22 protein-coding genes are annotated in these 25,699 nt (G+C 37.9%); 14 read left to right on the top strand and 8 right to left on the bottom strand.

Going from position 1 to position 25,699, the window contains the following annotated elements; genetic code table 11:
* Nucleotides 1–207: 207 nt before the first annotated feature.
* Entirely contained in the window at nt 208–1,419 is a 1,212-nt protein-coding gene (locus JI666_RS03605; RefSeq protein WP_206889011.1) for an MFS transporter, read from the bottom strand.
* 428 nt (nt 1,420–1,847) lie between these two features.
* Between JI666_RS03605 and JI666_RS03600 the strand changes: the two genes are divergently transcribed.
* Complete coding sequence (locus tag JI666_RS03600; protein WP_206889008.1) at nt 1,848–2,261, top strand: CoA-binding protein; 414 nt, start codon at nt 1,848–1,850, stop codon at nt 2,259–2,261.
* A gap of 30 nt (nt 2,262–2,291) precedes the next feature.
* Here the strand turns inward: JI666_RS03600 and JI666_RS03595 are convergent, their stop codons facing one another.
* Nucleotides 2,292–2,942: an SIMPL domain-containing protein gene (locus JI666_RS03595; protein ID WP_206889007.1), complete on the bottom strand. Its 651-nt coding sequence runs from the start codon at nt 2,940–2,942 to the stop codon at nt 2,292–2,294.
* A 113-nt stretch (nt 2,943–3,055) separates the two neighbouring features.
* On the opposite strand from JI666_RS03595, the gene JI666_RS03590 reads away from it, so the two are divergent.
* The 6 genes from JI666_RS03590 to JI666_RS03565 all read left to right on the top strand — a co-directional run bounded on the left by JI666_RS03590 (nt 3,056) and on the right by JI666_RS03565 (nt 11,637).
* On the top strand, nt 3,056–4,294 hold the full coding sequence (locus JI666_RS03590) for an aminopeptidase (RefSeq protein WP_414635122.1): 1,239 nt from the start codon (nt 3,056–3,058) through the stop codon (nt 4,292–4,294).
* Nucleotides 4,295–4,413: 119 nt separating this feature from the next.
* Nucleotides 4,414–5,706: a cytochrome P450 gene (locus JI666_RS03585; protein WP_206889005.1), complete on the top strand. Its 1,293-nt coding sequence runs from the start codon at nt 4,414–4,416 to the stop codon at nt 5,704–5,706.
* A gap of 8 nt (nt 5,707–5,714) precedes the next feature.
* Complete coding sequence (locus tag JI666_RS03580; RefSeq protein WP_206888998.1) at nt 5,715–7,991, top strand: ATP-dependent DNA helicase; 2,277 nt, start codon at nt 5,715–5,717, stop codon at nt 7,989–7,991.
* Nucleotides 7,992–8,038: 47 nt separating this feature from the next.
* A complete protein-coding gene (locus JI666_RS03575; protein WP_206888993.1) occupies nt 8,039–9,157 on the top strand; it encodes an amidohydrolase in 1,119 nt (372 codons plus the stop codon).
* 159 nt (nt 9,158–9,316) lie between these two features.
* A complete protein-coding gene (locus JI666_RS03570) occupies nt 9,317–10,306 on the top strand; it encodes a sodium:calcium antiporter (RefSeq protein ID WP_206888990.1) in 990 nt (329 codons plus the stop codon).
* 155 nt (nt 10,307–10,461) lie between these two features.
* A complete protein-coding gene (locus JI666_RS03565; protein WP_206888988.1) occupies nt 10,462–11,637 on the top strand; it encodes an MFS transporter in 1,176 nt (391 codons plus the stop codon).
* Between the two features lie 73 nt (nt 11,638–11,710).
* On the opposite strand, the gene JI666_RS03560 is transcribed toward JI666_RS03565, so the two are convergent.
* Nucleotides 11,711–12,298, bottom strand: a complete 588-nt coding sequence (locus JI666_RS03560) for a biotin transporter BioY (RefSeq protein WP_206888986.1) — start codon at nt 12,296–12,298, stop codon at nt 11,711–11,713.
* A 368-nt stretch (nt 12,299–12,666) separates the two neighbouring features.
* Between JI666_RS03560 and JI666_RS03555 the strand changes: the two genes are divergently transcribed.
* From JI666_RS03555 to JI666_RS03535, 5 genes are all read left to right on the top strand, one after another.
* A complete protein-coding gene (locus JI666_RS03555) occupies nt 12,667–13,059 on the top strand; it encodes a hypothetical protein (RefSeq protein WP_206888985.1) in 393 nt (130 codons plus the stop codon).
* A gap of 271 nt (nt 13,060–13,330) precedes the next feature.
* Nucleotides 13,331–15,301, top strand: coding sequence for a DNA topoisomerase IV subunit B (parE, locus tag JI666_RS03550; protein ID WP_206888984.1), 1,971 nt, complete (start codon nt 13,331–13,333; stop codon nt 15,299–15,301).
* Nucleotides 15,302–15,303: 2 nt separating this feature from the next.
* On the top strand, nt 15,304–17,730 hold the full coding sequence (gene parC, locus JI666_RS03545) for a DNA topoisomerase IV subunit A (RefSeq protein WP_206888983.1): 2,427 nt from the start codon (nt 15,304–15,306) through the stop codon (nt 17,728–17,730).
* Nucleotides 17,731–17,885: 155 nt separating this feature from the next.
* Nucleotides 17,886–18,383 (top strand): metal-dependent hydrolase, encoded by a 498-nt coding sequence (locus JI666_RS03540; protein ID WP_206888981.1) that lies wholly within the window; start codon nt 17,886–17,888, stop codon nt 18,381–18,383.
* Nucleotides 18,384–18,484: 101 nt separating this feature from the next.
* Entirely contained in the window at nt 18,485–19,150 is a 666-nt protein-coding gene (locus tag JI666_RS03535; protein WP_206888980.1) for a TVP38/TMEM64 family protein, read from the top strand.
* A gap of 38 nt (nt 19,151–19,188) precedes the next feature.
* On the opposite strand, the gene JI666_RS03530 is transcribed toward JI666_RS03535, so the two are convergent.
* On the bottom strand, nt 19,189–19,767 hold the full coding sequence (locus JI666_RS03530; RefSeq protein WP_206888978.1) for a DUF4184 family protein: 579 nt from the start codon (nt 19,765–19,767) through the stop codon (nt 19,189–19,191).
* 206 nt (nt 19,768–19,973) lie between these two features.
* Between JI666_RS03530 and JI666_RS03525 the strand changes: the two genes are divergently transcribed.
* Complete coding sequence (locus JI666_RS03525) at nt 19,974–21,149, top strand: MalY/PatB family protein (RefSeq protein ID WP_206888975.1); 1,176 nt, start codon at nt 19,974–19,976, stop codon at nt 21,147–21,149.
* Between the two features lie 56 nt (nt 21,150–21,205).
* Here the strand turns inward: JI666_RS03525 and JI666_RS03520 are convergent, their stop codons facing one another.
* On the bottom strand, nt 21,206–21,751 hold the full coding sequence (locus tag JI666_RS03520; RefSeq protein ID WP_206888972.1) for a 2'-5' RNA ligase family protein: 546 nt from the start codon (nt 21,749–21,751) through the stop codon (nt 21,206–21,208).
* A gap of 293 nt (nt 21,752–22,044) precedes the next feature.
* Here JI666_RS03520 and JI666_RS03515 point away from each other — a divergent pair, with 293 nt between their 5' ends.
* The gene (locus JI666_RS03515) at nt 22,045–22,533 is read left to right on the top strand and encodes a hypothetical protein (RefSeq protein ID WP_206888969.1); all 489 of its coding nucleotides are present in this window, start codon (nt 22,045–22,047) and stop codon (nt 22,531–22,533) included.
* A 295-nt stretch (nt 22,534–22,828) separates the two neighbouring features.
* On the opposite strand, the gene JI666_RS03510 is transcribed toward JI666_RS03515, so the two are convergent.
* The 3 genes from JI666_RS03510 to JI666_RS03500 form a co-directional block, all read right to left on the bottom strand.
* Nucleotides 22,829–23,137 carry a hypothetical protein gene (locus tag JI666_RS03510; protein WP_206888967.1) on the bottom strand — a complete coding sequence of 103 codons (309 nt, stop codon included), beginning with the start codon at nt 23,135–23,137 and terminating at the stop codon, nt 22,829–22,831.
* 415 nt (nt 23,138–23,552) lie between these two features.
* Nucleotides 23,553–24,227 carry a response regulator transcription factor gene (locus JI666_RS03505; protein ID WP_206888962.1) on the bottom strand — a complete coding sequence of 225 codons (675 nt, stop codon included), beginning with the start codon at nt 24,225–24,227 and terminating at the stop codon, nt 23,553–23,555.
* Complete coding sequence (locus JI666_RS03500) at nt 24,228–25,613, bottom strand: sensor histidine kinase (protein WP_136945204.1); 1,386 nt, start codon at nt 25,611–25,613, stop codon at nt 24,228–24,230.
* Nucleotides 25,614–25,699: the final 86 nt, after the last annotated feature.

Here is a 25,699-nt window from a genome sequence, read left to right as displayed (position 1 = left end):
TGTACCTCATCGTACATAATTTAAAATTCACCACTTTACAAAGTAATACGTTTACATTAAAAAACTGCAGCTTTTTAAGAGGATTTAACTTTGTTACCCTCTTTCGAAGCTACAGCTAATTTAAATCCTAAATATATTAATAGTAAAATGGTTTAAATATATAATAGCATCGCCTATGCTAAAAAGCAAACCATTCTGGAAATTTATTTAGTGGTTAAAAGCTCTGTTTCCCTGTTTTTTACGATGTGATCTGTTCTGAATTGGAAGAAATGAGCCGATCATTGCTATACAGGCCGATCCTAATAGTATGCCTGGAATTCCTTCACGTGCAAAACCGATGAGGAGAATAAAAACAATAAGATCAAATAATGAGTCTAGAATCGATAATAGCGAAATTGTAGTCGCTCTTACATGAGTTGGGATAAGGTTATTGCTTAACTGTGAATAGATGGGATAGCGTATCGCTCCAACCCACCTTAGGAAAAGAACAACGAAAAGCACAACCCATAATTGATTTTGAAACATAGCTGCAACTACTAGACCCAATGCAGATAAAAATCCAGATGCGTACATTAAGAAAGGATAAGTGAATTTTTTATGAAGTACTCCAATGCTTCTTGAAGAAAAGAAAGCGAGTAATGCTCCAATTGCATACACAGAACCAATAAGATAAACGGGTAATCCTGCGTCAATCATAAGTGGCTGATCAAACTTTTCAAAAACCGCAACGGTTGGAATAAATACAAGGGTTAAGTTCAAAAACATAAGCAATAGCTGTGGTGCTCTCTTAATCACTTTCATTCCTTCAGCTACTTTATGTAGTGAAGTATCAGAAATTGTAATTTTTACTTCAGGTTCGCGAATTAGAAATAAAAGTAGAAATTCTACTATATATGATCCCATGCTAAGGGTGATGAGTAGTTTGAATTGCTCCATTTGTAGATCTTTTGCTATAAAAGAACCCAACAACACCGCAATCATCATTGCCATAAAACCAGCTGACTGAATGTTACCCATTGCCTGGTCCATCTTATTATGTTGATTGTCTTTCTTGAGCGATTCGTAAATTAACGCTTCATCCGCTCCTGAGAAAAACGTTACAGATAGGCCGTTTAAGAAACTGAATAGGAGGAACATAGGCAAGCTTTCCGCAAATAATAAGAACCCTATACTTGATAGTTTGATCGATGAACCAACGATGAATGATAATCTAGGACCAAAACGATCCGCAAAAACACCGGTTGGAATTTCACCTATCAAAACTGCCCCGCTCCAGCACAGTAAAATGATTAGTATATCAGCTTCGCTTAATCCATTCTTTAAATAGAATAACGTTAGGACTGGTTGAAGAAAGCTAACTGTACCAAAGAAATTAACCCAAAATAATACAGTAATATTTCTTGTTGAAATCGATGACATGATCCTCCAACTTTCATAATAAGTTCGGACATTTGAAAGGTAGGAGGGATATGTTTACATTAAAGCAGTAATCCCCCCCTGTTTAGTAAATTAGAAAATAGAATTTTTGACATAAATAATTCCCCCTTAAATTAGTTAAGAAAATTATAACAAATTGAGCTGGTTTAATGGATTAAAAGTTAACAACTTTCTTTCGTAACCTAATTCAGACAAAACAACGAGTCAGAGAACAAACAACTCTGTTGAAACAATCTACTTACATTAAAGCAACGAACTCAGGAAACAATACCCCTTATGATATTTTAAAGGTTATTATCAAAGCGATAGAACAGTCAGCTCGTTCAAAATACTTGAGCGAATTAGTGTTGATCTGACTTGCGTTCTTTTATAATAGAAGTATACAAATATTTGCAAAGGAGTGTACGCAGATGAATATTGAAAATCCGTCTCGTGAAGAAATAGGAAAAATCCTTAAAGAAAACAATCGAATCGCTGTTGTAGGTTTATCAAATAATCCAAATCGAACTTCCTATATGGTTTCACAGGCTATGATGGATGCTGGCTATGAAATTATTCCAGTAAATCCAACGATAGATGAAGCACTTGGTATTAAAGCAGTGGATTCTTTAAAAGATATTGAAGGTCACGTTGATATCGTTAATGTATTTAGGCGTAGCGAATATTTACCCGATATTATGAAAGATACTGTAGACATTGATGCGGATGTTTTCTGGTCACAGTTAGGTGTTATGAATGCAGAAGCGTATGAATATGGTAAAAAACATAACTTGAAAATGGTAATGGATCGCTGTATTAAAGTTGAGCATGCCATGACGAAATGAAGAAAAGGGCGTAATCAGTTACGCCCTTTTTCATGTTGGAAAAACATAGATCATTTTAACGCTAGCAGCAATGGTTAATTGTCCTGGTTGTATAGGTGTTCCTTGATATTGGCTAAGCATACGGTAAACAGGAGTAGATGATTCTATTTCGATGACTTTGTGTGGGGTTCGAGGGAGTTGGACCTTTAGAGCAACCGCAATGTCTATCGCTTTTTCTCTTGCCTGTTCAATCGCGAGTGTTAATGCTTTCTGGCTGTATTGCTCAGGATGCTTAATTTTAAATTGAATGCCTGATAAAGTGTTTGCACCTGAAGCAACAGCTGCGTCCAAAACGGCCCCTGTTTTCTGAACTGGTTCAATTAGTACGTTTAAAAGATGTGTAACTTTATATCCGAGAAATTGTTTCGTGTTATTTTCAAACGTATACTCTTCTTCAATTCGATAATCCGCGGTTTGAATATTATCGTTCGATATACCAATATTATGAATTGTATTTACGACTGCAGATATCGTCTCTGCATTTTCTCTCTGTGCTTCACTAATACTTTTAGATGTTGTTTCTGCACCAATAACAGCGTTAGCTATGTCAGGGGTTGCTTCAATAGTCCCAGTGCCATAAACCGTTATCGTGTTCTCAGACATGCACATGTCTGAATGCTGCTCATTAGGAGTGTTGCTCACATTTTACACGCCTTTCTTTAGATGATTGAAGATATATCCAGGATATAGAGGACAGAGAGTGTGAGTTTTGTTAAAATTCTAAGTAGTCGTTTTGAAACTAAGGAGGAATTGATTTGCCAGAACATAATATGCTAGAAAAGTATGCAGAATTAGCTCTTAAGCGAGGAGTTAATCTGCAGAAAGATCAAATGCTAATCGTAAATGCTTCGATTGAAGGAGCAGATTTCGCACGCATCGTTGTTAAGCAAGCCTATGAAATGGGAGCAAAAACGGTACATATAAATTGGAGTGACGATGAGCTAGACCGTTTATGGTATGAAAATGCTGCCCAGGATGTGCTTGAAAACGTTCCTGAATGGCGAGTAAAGATGTTCGATCATTTCGCAGAGGAAGGTGCAGCAATTCTATCGATCCGCTCCACTAATCCTGATTTGTTAAAGGGCATTGATTCATCGCGAATCTCCGCTTCTAATAAAGCGGCTGGTGAAGCGATGAAGAACTTCCGTAAATATACGATGAACGACAAAATTACGTGGTCAATCATAGCAATACCAAATGGAGAATGGGCAACAAAGATCTTTCCTGAAGCATCTGAAGATGAAGCAATCGAACAGCTTTGGGATCAAATCTTTAAGATTACGCGCGTGGATAAGAATCATCCAGTTGAAGCATGGAACGAACATAATGCGACTCTTGCTAAAGCAAGAGGAGTCCTAAACGACAGACATTATAAGAAGCTTGTCTACAAAGCTCCTGGTACAGATCTTGAGATTGATCTTCCTGAAGGTCATATCTGGAAAGGTGGTTCTTCTCATTCTGAACAGGGTATTGAATTTAATGCGAATATGCCTACAGAAGAAGTGTTCACACTACCACATAAATACGGTGTGAATGGTACAGTCGCAAGTACAAAGCCACTTAGCTACGGTGGCAACTTAATTAATAACTTCTCTCTCACCTTTAAAGATGGTAAAGTGATCGATTTTTCTGCTGAAGAAGGATATGAAACGCTTGAGAACCTTCTTAACATGGATGAAGGCTCAAGAAGACTTGGCGAAATCGCAATTGTTCCACATCATTCGCCTATTTCGCAGTCAGGGCTTATTTTCTTCAATACACTTTACGATGAGAACGCTTCGTGCCACCTAGCACTTGGGAAAGCCTACCCTAGTAGCGTAAAGGGTGGAGCAGATATGGATGATCAAGCGCTTGATCAGAATGGTGTTAATAACAGTATCACTCATGTTGACTTTATGATGGGTTCAGGTGAGCTAGATATTGATGGTGTTAAAGAAGATGGTACAACTGAAGCTATTTTCCGTAATGGAAACTGGGCTATTGATGTAAATTAATTTCTCATACGTTCCTTCTGGTCATTCCAGTTGGAACGTTTTTTATAGAACCTGTTTAACATTGCCATAATAGCTGTGTGATTTCTATAATAGAAGAAAATAAAGAGTGGTGATCTGTGATGAAAACGGTTGAAAAACTTTCAGGTATTCGATTAAAAAACTATCTTGATTTCAGAAAAGACCCATTAAAGTTTCTATCTCAAACACGTGAAATTGCTGATTTTGTAGAGCTCGGAGCATCTTCTTTTGTCGTTCACAAACCAGATGCTATTAAAGAAATTCTCGTCACACATGCCTCTTCTTTTCAGAAAGGTGCATCTGCTTGGTTATTAAGTAAAACGATTGGTAGAGGTTTACTCACATCAGAAGGAAAAGAGCACTTGCGACAACGAAGGCTTATTCTACCAGCTTTTCATAAAGAAAAGCTTGAACAATATAAAGTGATCATTCTTGAAGAGACGGAACGGTTTATTAAATCTTGGCGTGATGATGATAAACGATGTATAAGCAATGAAATGATGAAATTGACACTCTGTATTATTGTGAAAATCATGTTTGGTAAGGATGTATTAGAGGATGATAGTGAGGAAGTTGTGGATGCTGTTACACACATTATCGAAAAGTCAGCTAGCGATTTATTTCTCCCTTTTCCAGTTCCAGAATTCATTCCTTCGCCAAGAAATAAACGGTATACTTCAGGAAGAGAATGTCTCCGTGATCTAGCTGATTTGTTAATTGATCAAGCGCCAGATGGTGATCATTTGCTTCGACTACTTCAAACAGCGAAGTATGACGACGGTTCTTGCATATCAAGAGAAGAAATCAAAAGTCAGGTTTTGACGATGCTTATTGCAGGACATGAGACGACTGCAAACGTTTTATCTTGGATGTGGTACGAACTTTCGAGGAGTAATCCTCAAGAAGACAAGCTTTTAAGTGAATGGCGATCAATTGACCAATTAGACATGAAATCGTTTAAACAAACAGGACAATTTCTAAAAGAAACGTTAAGACTTTATCCCGCTGCATGGATGTTATTACGAGAAGCAACAGCGCCTGTAAATCTATCTGGTCAAGAATTTAAGCAGGGGTCATCATTTTTAATTAGTCCATATATCATGCATCGAAATCCGACATTCTTTAAGGACCCTAACCAGTTTGATTCCAATCGCTTTTCTGAAGATAATACGAAAGAGATACAGCCTTTTGCGTATATCCCTTTCGGTGCAGGACCGAGAAGCTGTATAGGAAATCAATTTGCAACAATGGAGGCACTGCTTATTATTTCTACAATCGGAAAAAAGTTTCGTCTTGAGTTAATGGCAGATCATCATTCTGTCGAAGCTGAACCACTCATTTCATTACGAATTAAAAATGGCTTATATATGAAGGTCCATGAAAGAAAACAATAGGTGATAACATGAATGAAGTAATTCGATTATCGGTTCGCCCTCTAGTGGAATATGCATATCGTAGCGGAAGCATTGACACTCGCTTTCGTACAACAACATCAATGACTGAGGGCACTCGTCTGCATCAAATGATCCAGAAAACGTATGGGGAAAAAGATCAAAAAGAGATTCCATTCGAAATCGATTTTGTATATGAAGACTTAACTTTTCATATCGAAGGACGATGTGATGGATTGCTTTCGAGAGAAGACCAGCTTGTTATTGATGAGATTAAATCAACTTCTCTCCCGCTCACTGAAATAAATGAAAATTCTTATCCGGTTTATTGGGCGCAGGCGATGTGTTATGCGTATATGGCATCTATGCGACATGAACGTGACGAAATAACCGTTCAGCTTACGTACATTCAATCGAACTCAAAGGAGATTGTTCGATACGAAAAAGTATTCACTTCCAATCAATTGACCGAGTTTATGCATGAACTGATCTCACACTATGCTCCATTTGCTAAATGGAAACAAAAGCATGTAGAGCAGCGGACGGAAACAGCTAAGTCCTTACCATTTCCTTTCGATTCGTATCGAGATGGACAACGTAAGCTAGCCGGAGCTGTTTACAAAACGGTTCAAGATGAAGCAACATTATTTGCTACGGCACCAACCGGGATTGGGAAGACAATTAGTACGCTCTTTCCTGTTGTGAAAGCGATGGGGGAAGGTCTGGGTCAAAAAATCTTCTATTTAACTGCAAAAACAATCACAAGAGAAACCGCTCAGGAAGCGTTTCGACTAATGGAATCTAGTGGACTCCACACTTCTTCCGTTACGATAACAGCAAAAGATAAGATATGCTTGAAGGATAAAACCATTTGCCAAAAGGACTATTGTGAATATGCTGATGGTTATTATGATCGCATAAATGACGGGATGCTTGATGTGTTAACCAACGAAACGCGTATAACTCGAGATGTAATTGAGCGGTATGCCCATAAGCACCGATTATGTCCTTTTGAGCTCTCGCTCGATCTTTCTTATACGGCTGATGCTGTTATTTGTGACTATAATTATTTATTTGATCCGAGAGTTTCTTTGAAACGATTGATTGAAGACCAAAAGAAGCGTACGACGGTGCTAGTAGATGAAGCTCATAATCTCGTAGATCGAGCAAGGGGCATGTATTCATCGGAGCTATTTAAGTCACCGTTTCTGCAACTTAAACGGTCTTATAAAGGAAAGAACGCTGAGATCGTAAACGCTGCATCTGCAATTAATCAATTTATGATTGAATTAAGAAAATCATGTGAGAATGGGAAGCTCGTGATACAAGGTGTTGACGAGGAGTTGCTAGTAAAGCTGGATACATTTATACAGGTCAGCGAGGAGGAGTTACTCCACCAAGGAAATGACGAAGAGCTACTTGATGCGTATTTTGCTTCACAGAATTTTATACGCATAGCAAAGCTTTATGATGAACGGTTCATCACGTATGTCGAATCTGGAAAATCGGAAGTAAAGATGAAATTGTTTTGTTTTGACCCCTCTTATATACTCCAAACTATGCGTAAGGGCTTTATGGCCACTGTCTTTTTCTCTGCAACATTCTCCCCGTTATCCTATTATCAAGAGATGCTCGGTTGGAATGATGAGAATTATGCTGTTCAAATACGTTCTCCATTTCCTAGAGAAAATGCAAAGGTCTATATTGCTCCTTTATCGACAAAATATAGGGATCGTGAACAAACGCTTCAACCGCTTGTAGAGGTCCTACTTAAAGTGGTGAATGAAAAACCAGGAAATCATCTATTCTTTTTCCCGTCTTATGGCTATATGGAGCAAGTTTATGATGCTTTTACTTCTAAAAACGATGGTTTCGAAACGATTATTCAAAAGAGTGGTATGACAGAACAAGAACGAGAAGAATTCTTGAACACGTTTACGGCTAATCGTCAATGTAGTTTGATTGGATTCGCAGTAGTTGGAGGGGTTTTCTCTGAAGGCATTGATTTAAAAGGTGACAGACTAACAGGAGTCGTGGTAGTGGGAGTTGGGCTTCCTAACTTTGATTTAGAACGACAGTTGATGAAAAAGTATTTAGATCAGCAAGGAAGGAACGGTTTTGAATATACATATGTCTATCCAGGTATGAATCGCGTACAACAAGCGGGAGGAAGGCTTATTCGAACGGAAACGGACACTGGGCAGCTGGTATTAATCGATAGTCGTTTTCTAGAACAACGGTACCAACAATTACTACCCTATGAATGGCAACATTTCACTGTCTTATAAGATATAACGCTCTTGCACAAATCTTCTATAGAATTGGAGGTGTGACAATGTCATATAACATTAGCAACTATATCCAAAAAGTACAACAAGATCTTCACGAAATACCAGAACCAGCTTTTCATGAATTTAAAACAGCAGCTTACATTGAAAAAGAGCTAAAAAGCATGGGATATACTGTTCACTCATGTATAGCTGGTACGGGTGTGACTGCAACCTTGGTGGGAGAGTGTAATCACCCATGCATTGCCGTCCGTGCAGATATGGACTGTATTATACATGAAGCGGATGGACATGTATTTTATCGTCATTCGTGTGGCCATGATGCTCACTCAAGTATTGCACTAGGTGTTGCTAAACTGGTTAGTGAAAAAAAGAAAGAGATGAATGGATCGATTAAATTTATTTTTCAGCCTGCTGAAGAAATCATGCTGGGAGCAAAAGCGATGGTTAATGAAGGGGTTCTAGAGGATGTTGAAAGCTTGATTGGCTATCATTTACGAACTGCAACAGAATGTCCAACTGGTTCTATGTCTCCTGCGCTTATGCATAGTGCAGGGACGATTTTGACTGGTAAGATTCAAGGAAGGGCAGCACATGCTGGACGCCCGCACCTTGGTGTGAATGTCATTGATGTTTTTGGCGCCTTAATTAATTCGGTTAACGCAATTCGACCAAATCCTCAGACTGGAACAAGTATTAAATTCACCAATTTTTCAGCAGGTGGAGGCTCTTTCAATGTTATTCCTGGTAGTGCTTCATTCGCTATTGATATTCGAAGCCGAGATAATGAGGAACTTAAAAAGGTTATAGAAAAATTAGACCGCATCTTTATTCACACCGGAAGCATGCATGACGCTTATATTACTTATCAAGCCGAAGGTGGCGTTCCTGCTCCAAGATACTCAAAAAGACTCATTGAAGAAGCGCAATTTTCAATTGAATCTGTTCTTGGGGAAGGAAAAGCAATTTCTCCTATACTAACGCCAGGTGGAGAAGATTTTCACTATTATACAGAGCTCACAGATGTAGAAGCTGTCTATATTGGGATTGGCGCTAATGTATCTCCGGGGTTACATGATCCGTCCATGACGTTTGATCGGAAATCACTCGTTGATGCTGCGCTTGTTATAAGTCATCTTGTGGATCAATTGCATAATAAAAAGTAAAACCCGCTGGAAATGCGGGTTTTACTATGTGTAAAGAACCTTTTTTTGACTCACTCCTATTAAACCATTGCAATACTATATTTCTTTTTAAGGTTTAGCTAAAATCGATGAAGGTAATGGTAAGAAGAAGCTAAATTGTAGGACATAAGGAGAACATTCATGCAATTATTTCTAACGATTATGTTATTTGTCTCAGCAGCAATTGCAACGTACTTTGTTGCAACGCGTCTTGCCATGTATGGGGATGCGATCAGTGAGAAAACGAAAACATCATCAGCGTTTATGGGCATCATTATTGGCGCTGCCATTTCTTTACCAGAACTGACGTCAAGTGTAACGGCCATTGCTATTGATAGTCCGGATCTTGCTATCGGTAATTTACTCGGTAGTAACTTATTTAATTTACTGGCACTTGCTGTTTTAGATATGGTTTACCGCCATGAACAAATCATGGGCCAAACGGACATTGGTAGTAAGCTTTATATTTATCTTGTCATTGTCATGACTTTAATTGTTGTAGCAGGATTATCTTTAACCTTACAAGCGAGTATTTTTCACATTGGATATAGTTCAGTCATTCTAGTGCTTATTTATTTTGTAGGGGTAAAATGGATTAATAGCAAAACAGAAGAAAAAGTAAAAAGAAAAAATCGTCGAAATCAAAAATACGGAGAATTTTCCTATCAAAGAGTCGTCACAATGTTTGTACTTTCCGCTGTTGGGATTATGATTGTTGGTACAATATTGACCCTTACGGCAGATCGAATTGCTGACAGTACTGGGCTTGGTGCATCATTTGTAGGTTCATTTTTAGTCGGTGCAAGTACCTCACTTCCTGACGCAGTGAGTGTTGCAACTGCCCTTAAGCTTCGGAATTATAGCATGGGGGTAAGCTCATTATTGGGGAGTAACGCATTTAACATTATGCTTCTCTCTTTTACGGATGCAATCTATCTTAAAACGAATATATTCCAGCATGCTAGTATGTCTAATATCGTTACAACAGTTTCAACGGTTGTAGTGGTACTTGTCATTTTATATAGTATTACAAGGCAAGAGAAGCGATCTACGCTTTTTTATATGCTACCATCTATCGCCATTGTTGTTATTTACTTTATAGCTACATTTATGGTTTATCAAATGAAATAGGTTGCGGGGAGAAATCCCTGCAACTTTTTTTTTTGGCTTAAGAAACGGTATGGAGGGAATGAAAGCGGTAACTGAAATCATTTGAAAATAATGACAAGTTTTAAATGTAAATAACCGTGGAATCCTCCGTGATAGATTAAATTTTGGAGGTTACTATGTCAAAAGGAAAAAGTATTCACGCGTTAATTATTTTATTATTTACCCAGTTCGTATCTGGTGGGGTTACGAATACAAAAGGGATTGTCCTTGATGAGGTCGAAGCAGACATCGGGCTTGATATGAGTGAGTTTGGGCTAGTCGTTTTGATCTTTCAAATTGGCTTTACACTTGCAAGCTTGATTTTTGGTTATTTTACAGATAAAAAAGGACTTCGAATCATGGTTATTATTGCTACATTTATTATGGGTGCTGGATTTTTAGGCACAGGATTAGCATCTAATGTAATGCTGTTTCTTGGTTTCTATATGTTAATTGGATTTGGTCTTGGTGCACTTGGTGTTGCTTCAAATGCAATCGTTCCAGCTGCTTATCCTAATAAACAAAATCAAATGTTTAATTTAGCGATGGGGATTTACGGACTTGGAATGATTGTTTTTCCTCAACTTCTAAACTATCTCTTTGAATTTGCATCATGGCGCTATTTCTATGCAGGAATTGCTGCATTAAATGTTTTAGTAATTTTCTACGTTACATCGGTTGCCTTCCCAGATGGTAAAGCAGAGAAGATTGACTTAAAAGCCTTTATTCCAATGTTAAAGGATGCGCAAATGGTCTTCTTAATGTTCTTCTTGATTTTCGAAGTATCTGCTGAAGTATCATTTACAAACTTCTTTCCACCATATTTAAAATCACTTGAACTTGGTGGGATATCAAACGAAGCGAAATCAGATATGGTTGCAACGATATTATCACTGTTCTCTGTCTTCTTTATGGTAGGAAGACTTGGGGCTGCATATCTTGCAAATAAACTGAACGAAAGATTAATCATGATTTCATTCTCTCTCGGATCAGTAATTATCGTGGCGATTAGCTTTTTCTTTGCCAATCAAGTGCCTTACTTGTTCGCTGGTGCGGGTCTATTCTTCTCCACATTGTTCCCAACAGCGACGGCTTTCGGAACGACAATTTCAAAAAATCCAGGGTCGGCTCTTGGTCTAATCTACGTTGCTTCAGGAATTGGTGGCGGGTTAGCCGGTTATATCATCGGCCTTGTTTCAGAGGCGTTTGGTGAAAAAGGTGGCTTTAGTCTTGTTATTGTCTTCCTTCTACTAATGTTCATCGTTTCTTTATTCTTGAATTCAAACAAATCAAAACAAGTCGCAAGCGAATAATAGTCAAAAAAAGCCGCCGGTGCGTACCGGCGGTCATTTATTATTCAACTATTGGGAATAGAGGAATACGTAATTAGGCAACTTTGCCATGTTGACGTCTCGCCGTTTTTGAAACAGCAGTGTAGATACGTGGAGAAATAAGAGCCGCTACAGCACTTAAAATAATATCTTTGGGTAAAGGGGCAAGCATCCAGAGCCAAGCCATGCTATAAGTAAATCCTTCTGGAGCATCTGCCCACAGTTTATAAGCGTAGTACATATAGTTTGTTCCTAAAACATAGTTCAAAATAAATCCAGTGAAACTAGCAATCATAAAGGTCGACATAGAAGGCTTAACCTTTGATTCAACAATTTTACCAACTACATACGCAACTAAAATATAAGATAGAATAAATCCAAATGTTGGTTTGAAAATAACACCAGGTCCACCTGTAAATTGAGCAAAAACGGGTGCTCCTGCTAATCCAACTAAGGTGTAAACAATCATTGAAGTAGCACCAAGTCTACTACCGAGTAGAAGGCCAGCAAGAATTGCAAAAAACGTTTGTAATGTAATTGGGACACCCCCAACGACAAGAAATTGAGCAATATTTGCCCCAACGGCCATCAATGCAGCAAACATTCCTGCGTAAACTAAATCAATTGTTTTCATTTTCCCCATAAATGATCCTCGCTTTCATTATCACTATAAAGAATCGTAAAAGATAAACTATTTTATGTCAACTATAAAATAAATTAAGTTAACAGTTAAGTTTGCTACAGCTATTAATTTGAATATATCTTAGTTGAAACACTAGGATTCGTTTATTTCATTCTTATTATAACACCTTAATTATAAATTTGGTTAACGCTTTTTATTGTTATATGGAAGAGCAAAATGATATTAATGTTGTTCAACATTCAAACGAACTTTCAACTTAAATCATTCATTTGAACATTGGGAAATCGCTTATGCTATAAGAAAACGTATTACCAAATGAAAAATGTATGGTAAACTAATAGCGAATGTACGATGAGAGGAGCCTCTATATGAATATGTTGAGAGGAACCCTTCTGTCGGTTTTGTTGCTATGTTTTGTTGTAGCTGTTGGTACGGCCTTTGCTAACGAACAAAATGATGATCTAGCACATGTAACTGGCGAGGTCCAAAAGAAAATGATTCGCTATGAAAAGCCACAAATGACGATAAAAATCGACCAAAAAGATGAAAGTAATGAAGAAGATGGAAATGATCAAACAAATGAAAATGCAGAAGAGTTGACTGAATTTGCAGCTGACAAACCTTATTATTATCTCGTTGTTAACAAAACTCCTTATTTAACCGATAGGTCGAAGTGGGAGTCGATTCATGAGGGGGACACGATCACAATTGGTTATAAAGCTGGTAATGTAGATGTCGTAAAAACAATTGATGAAAAATAGACAATACGGTACAATACGGTTCGATGTTTTTTTCTCTCCTGCCAATGTGCAGGATTTTTTTATACGATGAATCGAAAGCGTATATCAATAGAAGAAATGACGATGATTACGTTAAAGCTTAGTGTAGATAAAGACTGTAGAGTACTGCCTTACTATTAAAAAAGTGCAGATCTGGCAATGCTTTTAAAAAAGGACAGGGTGTAAGAAAAAATAGAAACATCCGTTCTCATGTGGTAGGCTAGTCTATACAGCAAGTTGAAAGGGGAAAAACATGGTAACGAAACAGAAGCAAGAATACAGTGATGATTCGATCCAGGTTCTAGAAGGGCTTGAAGCTGTTAGAAAGCGTCCGGGTATGTATATCGGAAGCACTGACTCAAGAGGTTTGCATCATCTCGTTTACGAAATCGTAGATAACTCAGTTGATGAAGCTCTTGCAGGACATGGCGATGAAATCAACGTTACTTTATATGAAGATAATAGTGTCAGTATTGAAGATAATGGTCGTGGAATGCCTGTTGGAATGCACAAACTCGGTAAACCGACACCAGAAATCATCCTTACCATCCTTCACGCCGGAGGTAAGTTCGGACAGGGTGGCTACAAAACGAGTGGAGGATTACACGGTGTAGGCGCCTCCGTTGTTAACGCTCTATCGGAATGGCTAGAAGTTACCATTCATCGTGATGGCTTTATATTTAAGCAACGATTTGAAAATGGTGGCAAGCCAGCAACAACGCTCGAAAACATAGGAAAAACGCGTAAAACCGGAACTACAATTCATTTTAAACCGGATCCTACGATGTTTAGCACACTAAATTATAATTACGATACGCTCAGCGAACGCCTTCGTGAAGCGGCATTCTTACTTAAAGGTCTTAAGATTGAACTGAATGATAAACGCCATGATCGTAAAGAAGTCTTCTATTATGAAACCGGTATCGAAGCCTTCATTAACTATTTGAATGAAGATAAAGAAACATTACATCCAGTTGTTACGTTTAACGGTGAACACAATGGTATTGAACTGGATTTCTCATTCCAGTATAACGATGGCTTCTCGGAAAATGTCCTCTCATTTGTTAATAACGTACGAACAAGAGATGGCGGTACACATGAATCGGGTATGAAGACTGCGATTACGCGCGTTATTAATGATTATGCGAAAAAAGTAAATCTTTTAAAAGAAAAAGATAAAAACCTTGAAGGAAATGACATACGCGAAGGCTTCACAGCAATTGTATCGGTTCGAATTCCAGAGGAACTGCTTCAGTTCGAAGGACAAACGAAAAGTAAGCTTGGTACAAGTGAAGCTCGATCAGCTATTGATGCAATTGTATCAGGTCAGATTTCTTATTTCTTAGAAGAAAATCCGTCGATTAGTGAAATGCTTATCAAAAAATCTATTAAAGCTGCTCAAGCGCGAGAAGCAGCTAGAAAAGCGCGAGAAGATGCACGTTCTGGCAAGAAAGGGAAGCGGAAAGAAACGATTCTAAGTGGGAAATTAACACCTGCGACGTCTCGTAATCCGAAAAAGAACGAATTATACCTTGTTGAGGGTGACTCAGCTGGAGGATCTGCTAAGCAAGGACGAGATCGACGAACACAGGCTATCCTCCCGCTCCGTGGTAAGGTAATCAATACGGAAAAAGCAAAACTTCAGGATATTTTTAAAAACGAAGAAATCAATACCATTATTCACGCTATTGGAGCGGGAGTAGGTCCAGACTTTGATATTGAGGATGCAAACTACGACAAAGTCATCATTATGACGGATGCGGACACAGATGGTGCGCATATCCAGGTACTTCTTCTCACGTTCTTCTACCGCTATATGAAGCAGCTTGTTGAAAATGGGAAGATTTTTCTCGCACTTCCTCCTCTTTATAAGGTTAGTAAGGGGAAAGGAAAGAAAGAAGTTGTCGAGTATGCTTGGGATGAAGAAGGTATGAAAGCAGCAATGAAGAAAGTCGGTAAAGGCTATACCATTCAGCGTTATAAGGGACTAGGTGAAATGAACGCCGATCAATTATGGGAAACGACGATGAATCCTGAAAGTCGCACATTGATTCGAGTGAAGATTGAAGATATTGCTCGTGCTGAGAGACGCGTTTCTGTTCTTATGGGAGACAAAGTTGAACCACGAAGACAATGGATTGAATCAAATGTAGCATTTGGACTGAATGAAGAGACCAACATCATCGAGAATGAGAACATTTCCATTATTGAAGAGGAGGCGTAACATTGGCTAACGCAGAAAAATTTCTAGATCTACCGCTAGAAGATGTCCTTGGAGACGCTTTTGGCCGCTATAGTAAATACATTATTCAGGACCGTGCCCTGCCCGATGCAAGGGACGGTCTGAAGCCTGTACAAAGACGTATTCTTTATGCGATGCATCATGAAGGAAATGTTGCAGATAAACCTTTTCGGAAATCAGCTAAAACGGTTGGTAACGTTATTGGTAACTACCACCCTCACGGCGATACGTCTGTTTATGACGCTATGGTGCGCATGACGCAGGATTGGAAAGTACGCAATATCCTAGTGGAAATGCACGGTAATAACGGAAGTGTTGACGGGGACCCACCTGCTGCTATGCGTTATACAGAAGCACGACTTTCTGCGATATCATCTGAACTCCTTCGTGATATCGATAAAGATACAGTAGAGTTTGCTCCGAACTTTGATGATACGCAGTATGAGCCGATTGTGCTTCCAGCTCGTTTCCCAAACTTACTCGTTAACGGATCAACTGGTATTTCTGCAGGATACGCGACAGATATTCCTCCACACAATTTAGGGGAAGTCATTGATGCTGCTGTCATGCAGATGGAAAACCCTGATGTGACGCTAGAAGAGCTAATGAATGTTGTTAAAGGACCTGATTTTCCAACAGGGGGCATTGCTCAAGGGACAGAAGGAATTCGTAAGGCATTTGAAACAGGTAAAGGGAAATTCATCCTACGTGGTAAAGCTGAAATTGAAGAAGTACGTGGTGGACGTCAACAAATTGTTGTAACTGAAATTCCGTATGAAATTAACAAGGCAAATCTCGTCAAGAAAATTGATGAACTACGCGTAGATCGCAAAGTAGAAGGTATTTCAGAAGTACGAGATGAGACGGATCGCACTGGTCTTAGGTTTGTGATCGAGTTAAAGAAAGACGCAGATGCAACTGGAATCCTGAAGTATTTATACAAAGCAACAGACTTACAAATTACGTACAATTACAATATGGTGGCGATTTATAACAAAACCCCTAAACAAATGGGCTTAAAGCGTATTCTAAGTGCGTACATTGAGCATCAGAAGGAAGTAGTCATCCGTCGTTCTGAGTATGATTTAAAACGAGCGAAGGATCGACAGCACGTTGTTGAAGGGCTTATTCGAGCGATATCCATTCTAGATGAAGTTATCGCTACCATTCGTTCATCAAAAGACAAGCGCGATGCAAAGAACAATTTAATAAGTCAGTACGACTTTACAGATGCTCAAGCTGAAGCGATTGTAAACTTACAGCTATACCGCTTAACGAATACGGATATTACAACGCTTCAGAAAGAATCAGAAGAGCTTACTCAACTTATTAACAAGCTAGAAACAATTCTTGGTAGTGAGAAAAAACTTGTAAATCTCATTAAAAAAGAACTTCTTGAAATTCGTAAGAAGTATGCTGATGCTCGTATGACTAAAATTGAACAGGAAATTGAAGATATTAAAGTCAATCTTGAAGTGATGGTCCCATCTGAGGATGTTATTGTAACGGTTACAGAAGATGGCTATGTAAAAAGGACAAGTCCTCGTTCATATGCTGCCTCAAACGGGAAAGACTTTGGGATGAAAGAGACAGATACTCTTCTCCGTCAATTTGATAGCAATACGACAAACACCATTCTGTTATTCACGAACAAAGGTAGTTATCTCTATCTTCCTGTTCATGAGTTACCAGAAATCAGGTGGAAAGATCTCGGACAACATGTGGCCAATATTGTTTCTATTGAATCAGACGAGCGGATTATTGAGGCCATGGAGATTCAGGAGTTTAAGGAAGATCGTTACCTTGTTTTCATAACCAAACAAGGTATGATTAAGAAAACCGAGCTATCACACTATAAAGCTCAACGTTATTCAAAGCCACTTATGGCACTTAAGCTTAAAAAAGATGATGAATTGGTTGATGTTTATGTAACAAACGGCAGCAAAGAAGTATTCATTGCTACAAACTTCGGTTATGGTCTTCGATTTAAAGAAGATGAAATTAGTCTCGTTGGTCAGCGTGCGAGCGGTGTAAAAGGTATTAATTTAAAAGAAGATGATTTTGTTGTGAGTGGTATTATTTATGAACCGACAGCGAAATATGATCTGTTCCTTGTAACCCACCGAGGAGCGGTAAAGAAAATGCAATTAAGTGAATTTGAAATAACAACGAGAGCCAAACGAGGCGTCGTGATGCTTAGGGAATTAAAATCAAATCCTCATCGTGTTATTGGAGTTGAGGCTGTAACGAAACAAGATCTTGTAATGGTAAGAACGAAAAAAGGTGAACCAGTTGAAGTAGACCCTTCCACTTATCGTCCAAATGACCGCTATAGCAATGGTTCTTTTGTTATCGATGTAAGTGAGACTGGTGATGCACTTGAATTAACAAAGAAATCTAAACCTGAATAAAGCTAGTAGATCCGTCTAATCGACGGGTCTATTTTTTTCGTGATGATTTACTTTATTTGTGCTATACTAAACCGAATGCGAACATATGATTGCACCCCCTCTAAATGGGCACTTTACACCAATTGAGAACGCATCACGAAAGAAGGAGGAATAATATGGAGGGGAAAACACATGCCATAGGTGGTATATGCCTTGGCATAGCTTCACAAAGCTATTACATAACGCAGAGTTTGGACGCACCGCAGATAATGCTATACTACGGAGCGTGTTTATTAGGGTCGCTCTTACCAGATGTATGCCACCCGGGTTCATGGACAGGAAGAAGAGCCAAAGTGCTCTCAAAAGGAATTAGTCGGTACTTTGGACATCGAACAATCACACATAGCATTCTTTTCGTTGTTCTTATTTACTGGCTAACCTCAACCTTTGCATTTCAGGATAACGAGTTGATTCAAACAGGGCTTCTAATCGGATTTGTTAGTCATTTAATACTTGATGCAATGACAGTTAGAGGTATTCAACTGTTCTATCCGATCCCACTTCGAGTGCGTTTTCCCGTTTACATGAAAACCGCTTCGAAAGCTGAAGGGCTTATATCAAGTATTCTAGTAATAAGTGCGATTTTCTTAATATACAAACAATTGTTCGCATAGCGGGGAAAAGCTCATTTTTTTGCGTATGTAAGCATTATTACAGTCATTTCATCGAAAATACGGTAGTGTAAGATGTAGAACGATAAAGAGAGGATGGGAAGATGAAACATCCAATAAGATGGTTGAAATGGATAGGGTTTCTGGCTGCCGTTAGTTTATTAATCTGGTTTAGCCGTTCCTATCTTGACTTTCGAGTAGAAGAGATTCGAGATTGGATCCTATCCTTTGGCATACTTGCTCCAATTGTCTATATGGTGATCTATACGATCCGCCCATTAATCTTTTTCCCTGCATCTGTCCTATCGATTGCAGGTGGGCTAGCTTTTGGGTCACTATTTGGAACGATTTATACTGTTATCGGTGCGACCGGTGGGGCAGTATTGTCTTTTATTGTAGCTAGAAAATTAGGTAAAACCATTGCGAAAAAAGATTGGCAAGGAAAAGGTCGTAAATTACAGGAACAACTTGAGAAGAATGGGTTTTTCTATGTTTTATTCTTTCGATTCGTTCCGCTATTTAACTTTGATTTAATTAGTTATTCAGCTGGTTTATCCAAGATTAAATTTACTTCGTTTTTTTTAGGCACATTAATTGGTATTATCCCAGGGACATTTGCTTATAATTTTCTTGGAAGTAGTCTTGTAACAGGTGATCCAAAAGTTATAGCGATAGCGGTTGGGGTCTTTATCCTACTATCAGTTATTCCGATCTTAATTCGAAATCGAGTAATGAAATCAAATTCTGTTATTAAAGAGAAAGTAGACTAGAAAAGGAGCAGAGTGCAAAAGCACTTGTTCCTTTTTTGTTATGAATTGAACTCTTTTTGACTGTTTTCTTTAAGGATCTTTTTCGTTTTACGTCGTTTTATTAGTAAATAAATGATCGTAGATACGAGTACAATGGAATGCGTGATCGAAAATTCGATTCCAAAGTAGTCACCGTTCCAGTAAGATACAACGCCAGGTATGATTTTGTTATAAATAGGATAGAAAATAGGGACAGCGTCACTTACATGGGTAAAGAAATCAACAACAACATGAAGGAACCATCCCCAAATGAATCCAGACAAAGGGGTTAGTTTAAACCCGCGGTGAAGTATCATTAGTACAATAAAAGCTATAAACCAGATTACTATGGAATGACCTAACTTACGTAAAATATCGACTACAGGATGTTCAAAAAGACCATGGATAAAGTAATGTATAGATAACTGCACACTAGGATCAATGAGTTTTTGAATACTTCGCTCTACTAATAAAAATAGAAACATCACATAATAAATGATGTCTGGCGCAATGCCGCCAATAACAATATATTTAACTGTAAGACGCTTCTTTTTACGAAAGAAAAAGTAACTCCAGAATGCATGATGTAATGTGTTCATTTTGAACCGATCCTCGCTTTAGTTATTTTAATGATTTATTACAAATTGAAAGAAATCACAAGTGCAGTAAGCCTACTTAAGTAGGTTCATTCTATCATTAATTTCGTTAGTTAATAGTGTCTATGTTCTCTGTCAGGCAAGTGATCTGACAGAGTAGACGAGTTTTGATAAAGTAAAGATGGAAACAAAAAGATGGAGGCGCAATTATGAACCTTTTTGATGAACGAATTAATCGATATGATACACATTCTGTAAAATGGGATCACACAGATGCAATATTCGAAAAAGAAAACTTACTACCTATGTGGGTAGCAGATATGGACTTTAAAGCTCCGCAAGCTGTGATTGACGCGCTTTCTAAGCGAATTCAACACGGTATATATGGCTACTCTATGCCAACTGAAGAAACAAAGATGACTATTCAGAGTTGGCTTGATCGAAGGCACCAATGGTCAATTCACCGAGATTGGATTGTATTTACACCTGGCGTTGTACCTGCACTTTCAGCTGCAGTGAATACATACACCAAGAAGGGTGAAAAAGTGGTAATTCAATCACCTGTCTATTATCCGTTCCGTGATATGGTAGAAAAGAGCGATCGACATGTAGTTGATAATCCGCTTAAATTAGAAGAAGGCAAGTATGTGATGGATTATGAGGATCTTGAGTTAAAGCTTAAGGATTCAGATGTTACAATGTTCCTTCTATGTAACCCACACAATCCAGTAGGAAGGGTTTGGACAAAAGAAGAGCTGTTAAAGTTAGCTGAGCTTTGTTTAACGTATGATGTATTGATCGTGTCGGATGACATTCATTTTGATTTGATTCTTAATGAGAATAAACATACGCTAATTTCTACACTGTCTGATAAGATTGCTGCCAATACGATTACTTGTGTTGCGCCTAGCAAAACGTTTAATCTTGCCGGAATGCAAATATCGACAATTATCATTCCTGATAATGAGAAGCGGGAGCAATTCAATGCGTACATGGGTAAACTTGGTTTATTTGCACCAAGTCCATTTGGGATAACGGCTATTGAAGCGGCCTATACTCATGGGGAAGAGTGGCTTGAGCAATTAATAGAATATCTTGAAGGAAATCTTGATTATCTTAAATCATTTATTGCAAAGCGTATACCAGAAATTGATGTAATTGAACCAGAGGGTACTTACCTTGTCTGGTTAGATTTCCGAAAGCTCTCGATGTCTTATGAAGAATTAGAGCAATTTATACAGGTGGATGCTAAGCTAGCATTGGATGAAGGCTATATATTTGGTGAAGGTGGGAAAGGGTTTGAACGATTGAATATCGCTTGTCCTCGCTCAATACTCCAAGAAGGCTTAGAACGGTTGGAGCAAGCTATGCTTAACCGAAAGTAACAACGAACGCCCTGGTGATTAACCCAGGGCGTTCGTTGTTTTTGATTGTAATAAAACTAATATATTGCATTCTTATGAGGTGGGCGAAGTGGTATTTCTAGAACAGGTTTATAGATTTCATTTTCATTTAAAGAAAATAAATGGATTGAATGCACTTTAAAAGGTTCAAAACCTACTAATTTTTCATGTGCATCGTTTTTCATTTGTAGAAAATTGTCATCATTTGGAATTCCTTCTCCTTTAGCAATGGTTAAATGCGGTATGAAATCTGTTGCCTCGTAATAATTTTTTTGTTCATCAAGTGTTGGTTTAATAGCATCTACTAGTAGAAGGTGGAGTGTGATGATCTCCTTCGATAGGACGCTGCTAAACAATACCGTTGAACCAAATGTTGCAGGTGCACCTAGTTTCAAATCAAAAGCGGGAAAGTCATAACATACACTCTCAATTTTTGGAAGCCAACTTTTTTCTTCAGTTAAACCACCTTGTGCTTTTATCGTTATGTGTGGAGGAGAAATCTCTTGATATTCCCATCTTTTTCGAAACGAGCTGATTTCATTTGTAATGAGTAGTGGAGGGAGGATCCCTATAAAAAACGGCATTGCTTAATCTCCTTCATTTATAAGATACATCGACTAGGGAATTGTCATTTCGAAAAGTGTTCTACTATTATCTTTAATTCGCTATTTAGCTAAATACACCTTTAAAATAAGGACATACTTGGCACAAAACGATAAAAAGGAATCATTGGTACTACGTATATAACTAAACAAGGAAATTATAAAAAAAGTTACATAATTAAAGGAAAAAAACAGAAATTTTGTTATGATAGGAAGGATTAATCTATAATTAATTTAAAGATTCTTAGGCTATAAAAGGAAAGCGGGTGATTTGTTTGAAAAAAATAACCAAAGGACTTCTAACCATCCTACTTTTCTCTGTTCTCGCATTTAGTTATTTGAAATCAGCCGAACTTTATATAAACTATAAGAACGACAAATATAAGCATACTGCAAGCGCTATAAGTCTCGAGAGCAGCTTGCATAAGGAAATCGATGAACAGAACATCTATGAAATACAAGTACATAGAAATGGCGAAGGTCAAAACCAGCCGATAACATCAACTGAAGATGAGTCAATCCTTGTGAATTGGTTAAATGATCTTGACCAAAATGAAATAACTCAATTACCAAATCACAGAGTTCAAGTTGATGATGCTGATTTAATTATTTACTTAAAAACCGGCAAAGAACTTAGAGTGAATATAGATCAGGATACAGTCATCATATCCAGGAATGATAATGATAACAAAACGTTCTCAACATACTTAGTAAGCAGTTATGATAAAATAAATGATTTGGAACGCATTCTTGATATAAAGTAAAAATTTCAATTCCGTCTCACTATCTTAAGTTTACTTAACGATTGAGACGGAATTATAGTTTTGAGATTGACTTCCTATAATAAGTATTATGTTAACTAAGATAAAAATTAATGATTTAACGACTAAATATCTTTATATTGATCAATACATATATTCCTCTCTTTCATTTTTACAAATAAAAATTCAAACTCACAGTACTGGAATGTTCTGTGAGTTTGTTTAATAATGAAATTAAGCGACGCATTCATCTGCTTCTTTTGCTTATATTCTCATTCATCCCATGTAAAGTATCAACCTATTTCAAATCATCCTTAATCGCATTCGTAAATTCTTCAATCGCACTGTTGTCTATACCCATACCTTTTGCTGCGTTGGTCATGTCTGTGAATGATTGTTTCGACGCACTGTCTGAAGAATTATGTGCAGGCTGCTGTGACATTGTGTGCTTATTGCCATGAGTCATGGTTTGGGAAGAATTTTGTTGGGCATTATATTCGTCTCTAAAGCGATTGGTCAATCCATAAGCAGCCGCTCCTCCTAATGCGCTTAATGCCATCATTGTTGCGGTTTTTCCTTTACCTTGATTCTTCTTTTTCTTATTCACGAAAATTCACTTCCTTTGATGCGAATTTAAACACTTGTATCTCCCCCCTATAGAAACACATGTTAGTTTAAGTAATCCGGTAGTAAATATACTGCTTCCTTCTGCCTTTTCTATCTCCTTTAATTTCCACAATCGAATTGAATGCTGAATGGGTAAAAAATAAAGTCAATGTGAATAGTAATTAAGGCGGTGTATCAGGCTCATTAGGATCTTTTATATCGCGAGGATCAGTGTCGATATCTCTTCCTCGATTGTTATCCATATCAATATTCTCATCGTTGTAGCGAGTCGGTGCATAATTAAAATCTTCAGGTTGTTAACCATCTCATTCCCATTACCCGCACAAGCCGCTAACATGCTTGCTGTGAAGGTAAGAGACACATAAAGGCAGTCATTTTTTTAATACGTATGATGTTTATTTTTTCCATTTATATCCTACACCCCAGATGGTTTTTAAGTAGTTATCGATAAGAAATCCGGCTTGTCTACATTTTTCTCGCAAATTCCGAATATGTGAATCTATGGTTCTGCCTTCCGTATTGGACTCAAATCCCCATATTAATTGGATAAGGTGCTCTCTGCTAAATACTTTTTCAGGATTTTTCAAAAAGAGGCCGAGAAGCTTGAACTCCATTGGTGTCATTGAGATCTTATTTCCCTTAAATTTGACAAGATGTTTATCCATATCCCATATCAGCCCCTTGATAAACACTTGGTTCGCATCTTCTTGCTGTATACGTCGAGTCACAGCTTCGATTCGGGCAAGGAGAACCTGTTCATCAAACGGCTTCGTAATATAATCATCCGCTCCTATTTTCAATCCCTTCACTATGTCTTCAGACTGTTCTCGAGCGGTAAGCATGATAATAGGTATATTCGAAACCTTACGTATCTCCTGACAGGTAACCCATCCATCCATGTCAGGCATCATCACATCTAATAACACAAGATCAATTTTATTTTCCTGTAGGATCTCAAGAGCTTCTTTTCCAGTGTAAGCCTTGTAGATCGTATTCCCCTGTGGTTTTAAATAGAGGGAGATTAACTCTACCATCCGCTCTTCGTCATCAACAATTAACACACGCTGCATTTAATCATCTCCTGGTATGACTATTTTCATGGTTGTTCCTTTACCTTCTTTACTTAACGCTGAAATGCTTCCTCCATGCTTTTCAATAATTTCCTTAGCAATCGCAAGGCCGAGACCTGACCCGCCATATTTTCGAGAGCGGGATTTATCCACTCGATAAAGTCGATCAAATATATAAGGGAGGTCTTTATCAGGTATCCCTTCTCCTTCATCGATCACATTCACTTCTACTTTAGAATGGTTTAAAGAAGCTTCAACAAGAACGGTATCTCCTTCTTTTGAATAATGTAAGGCATTATCAAGGAGATTGAGGAGAACTTGAGAGAACCGACCTGGATCCAATGAAACCAGGATCTTTCTCTGGCAAGATATTAAGAGATGTATTCCTTTGCTATCAAAAGCTGGCTTTACTTTCTCATTAACCTGTTGCATTAATCTACATAATTCAATTTCTTCTTTGTCAATAACAAACCCTTTTTGATCCATCTTTGCCATGTTGAATAAGTCTCTTACAAGGGAGGTTAAGTTCCCTGATTCTTCCTTAATAATGGAAAGGTAGTATTGTCTTTCTTCGGAAGACAGGTTATCTCTCTGCGCAATGTCGGCATATCCGCTAAGGTAGGTTAAGGGTGTTCTCAGTTCATGAGCGATGCTAGCAAGAAAGTCACTGCGATCGTTTTTCAAACGGAGTAAATCATCTGACAAACTTTGAATGGCTTTTGCTAATTCTCCTAATTCATCGTTTCGATCCACTTTTAAAGAAACATCATGTTCACCTGCGCTCATTTTTTTGGTGGCTTCTTTCATATGGATTAATGGACGAATGATAATTCTCGATAGATAAATAATGGTGATGATTGTCAGGAATAAAGCAAGTCCACTAATGATTAAGAACTGAGCAGTTAAATGATCACGTACATCTCTAATCCCCTGTGTATCAAGCACCATATAAACATATCCGACTAATTCATCATTAATTATTATAGGTGAACCGGACGTAACATTCGGTTCTCTCACCCAATCTCCTTCAATAACGGCCCCATCAACAGGAAGGGAGTTTGAAGATTGGATCATTTTTTTAATGGGAGGTGTCACTTCATTTGAATGAACAAGAATGTTCTTCTTATTGTCTGTAATCACCACTTGCGTATCAGCTTCTGATTCCATTAGGGCAACATGGTCTCTTGTTTCCGAATCGAAATGTTTCTCTAGAACATCCCTATGACTGTTTCCACGAGCTAGTAAAGCATCGGTTTCGGCCATAATTCGCTCGTTTAGAAATCCGAAGTACAACACAACAAATAGTATTCCTTCAAGAAGTAAGATACTTATGAGAAACATCAGTCCTAATTTTGTAGCTAATTTATTTTTTCTTTTAAATGCCATGTAGATCTCCTTTTTCAATAGCTAGCTTATCAGTATTATATCGAGAAATTGTGCACCTTGTCCTATCCGTTATAATTCTAGCTGAA

This window comes from Bacillus sp. NTK071, assembly GCF_017303315.1.
In the GTDB taxonomy this organism is placed as follows: Bacteria; Bacillota; Bacilli; order Bacillales; family Guptibacillaceae; genus Guptibacillus.
This window is presented reverse-complemented; position numbering and strand designations above follow the sequence as displayed.

Bases quoted from the DNA above. Each gene is read 5' to 3' on its own strand.
- JI666_RS03605 (WP_206889011.1), bottom strand. From the start codon at position 1,419: ATGTCATCGATTTCAACAAGAAATATTACTGTATTATTTTGGGTTAAT.
- JI666_RS03585 (WP_206889005.1), top strand. From the start codon at position 4,414: ATGAAAACGGTTGAAAAACTTTCAGGTATTCGATTAAAAAACTATCTT.
- JI666_RS03555 (WP_206888985.1), top strand. From the start codon at position 12,667: ATGAATATGTTGAGAGGAACCCTTCTGTCGGTTTTGTTGCTATGTTTT.
- JI666_RS03580 (WP_206888998.1), top strand. From the start codon at position 5,715: ATGAATGAAGTAATTCGATTATCGGTTCGCCCTCTAGTGGAATATGCA.
- parE (WP_206888984.1), top strand. From the start codon at position 13,331: ATGGTAACGAAACAGAAGCAAGAATACAGTGATGATTCGATCCAGGTT.
- JI666_RS03520 (WP_206888972.1), bottom strand. From the start codon at position 21,751: ATGCCGTTTTTTATAGGGATCCTCCCTCCACTACTCATTACAAATGAA.
- JI666_RS03565 (WP_206888988.1), top strand. From the start codon at position 10,462: ATGTCAAAAGGAAAAAGTATTCACGCGTTAATTATTTTATTATTTACC.
- JI666_RS03540 (WP_206888981.1), top strand. From the start codon at position 17,886: ATGGAGGGGAAAACACATGCCATAGGTGGTATATGCCTTGGCATAGCT.
- JI666_RS03535 (WP_206888980.1), top strand. From the start codon at position 18,485: ATGAAACATCCAATAAGATGGTTGAAATGGATAGGGTTTCTGGCTGCC.
- JI666_RS03570 (WP_206888990.1), top strand. From the start codon at position 9,317: ATGCAATTATTTCTAACGATTATGTTATTTGTCTCAGCAGCAATTGCA.
- JI666_RS03505 (WP_206888962.1), bottom strand. From the start codon at position 24,227: ATGCAGCGTGTGTTAATTGTTGATGACGAAGAGCGGATGGTAGAGTTA.
- JI666_RS03500 (WP_136945204.1), bottom strand. From the start codon at position 25,613: ATGGCATTTAAAAGAAAAAATAAATTAGCTACAAAATTAGGACTGATG.
- JI666_RS03560 (WP_206888986.1), bottom strand. From the start codon at position 12,298: ATGGGGAAAATGAAAACAATTGATTTAGTTTACGCAGGAATGTTTGCT.
- JI666_RS03530 (WP_206888978.1), bottom strand. From the start codon at position 19,767: ATGAACACATTACATCATGCATTCTGGAGTTACTTTTTCTTTCGTAAA.
- JI666_RS03600 (WP_206889008.1), top strand. From the start codon at position 1,848: ATGAATATTGAAAATCCGTCTCGTGAAGAAATAGGAAAAATCCTTAAA.
- JI666_RS03575 (WP_206888993.1), top strand. From the start codon at position 8,039: ATGTCATATAACATTAGCAACTATATCCAAAAAGTACAACAAGATCTT.
- JI666_RS03525 (WP_206888975.1), top strand. From the start codon at position 19,974: ATGAACCTTTTTGATGAACGAATTAATCGATATGATACACATTCTGTA.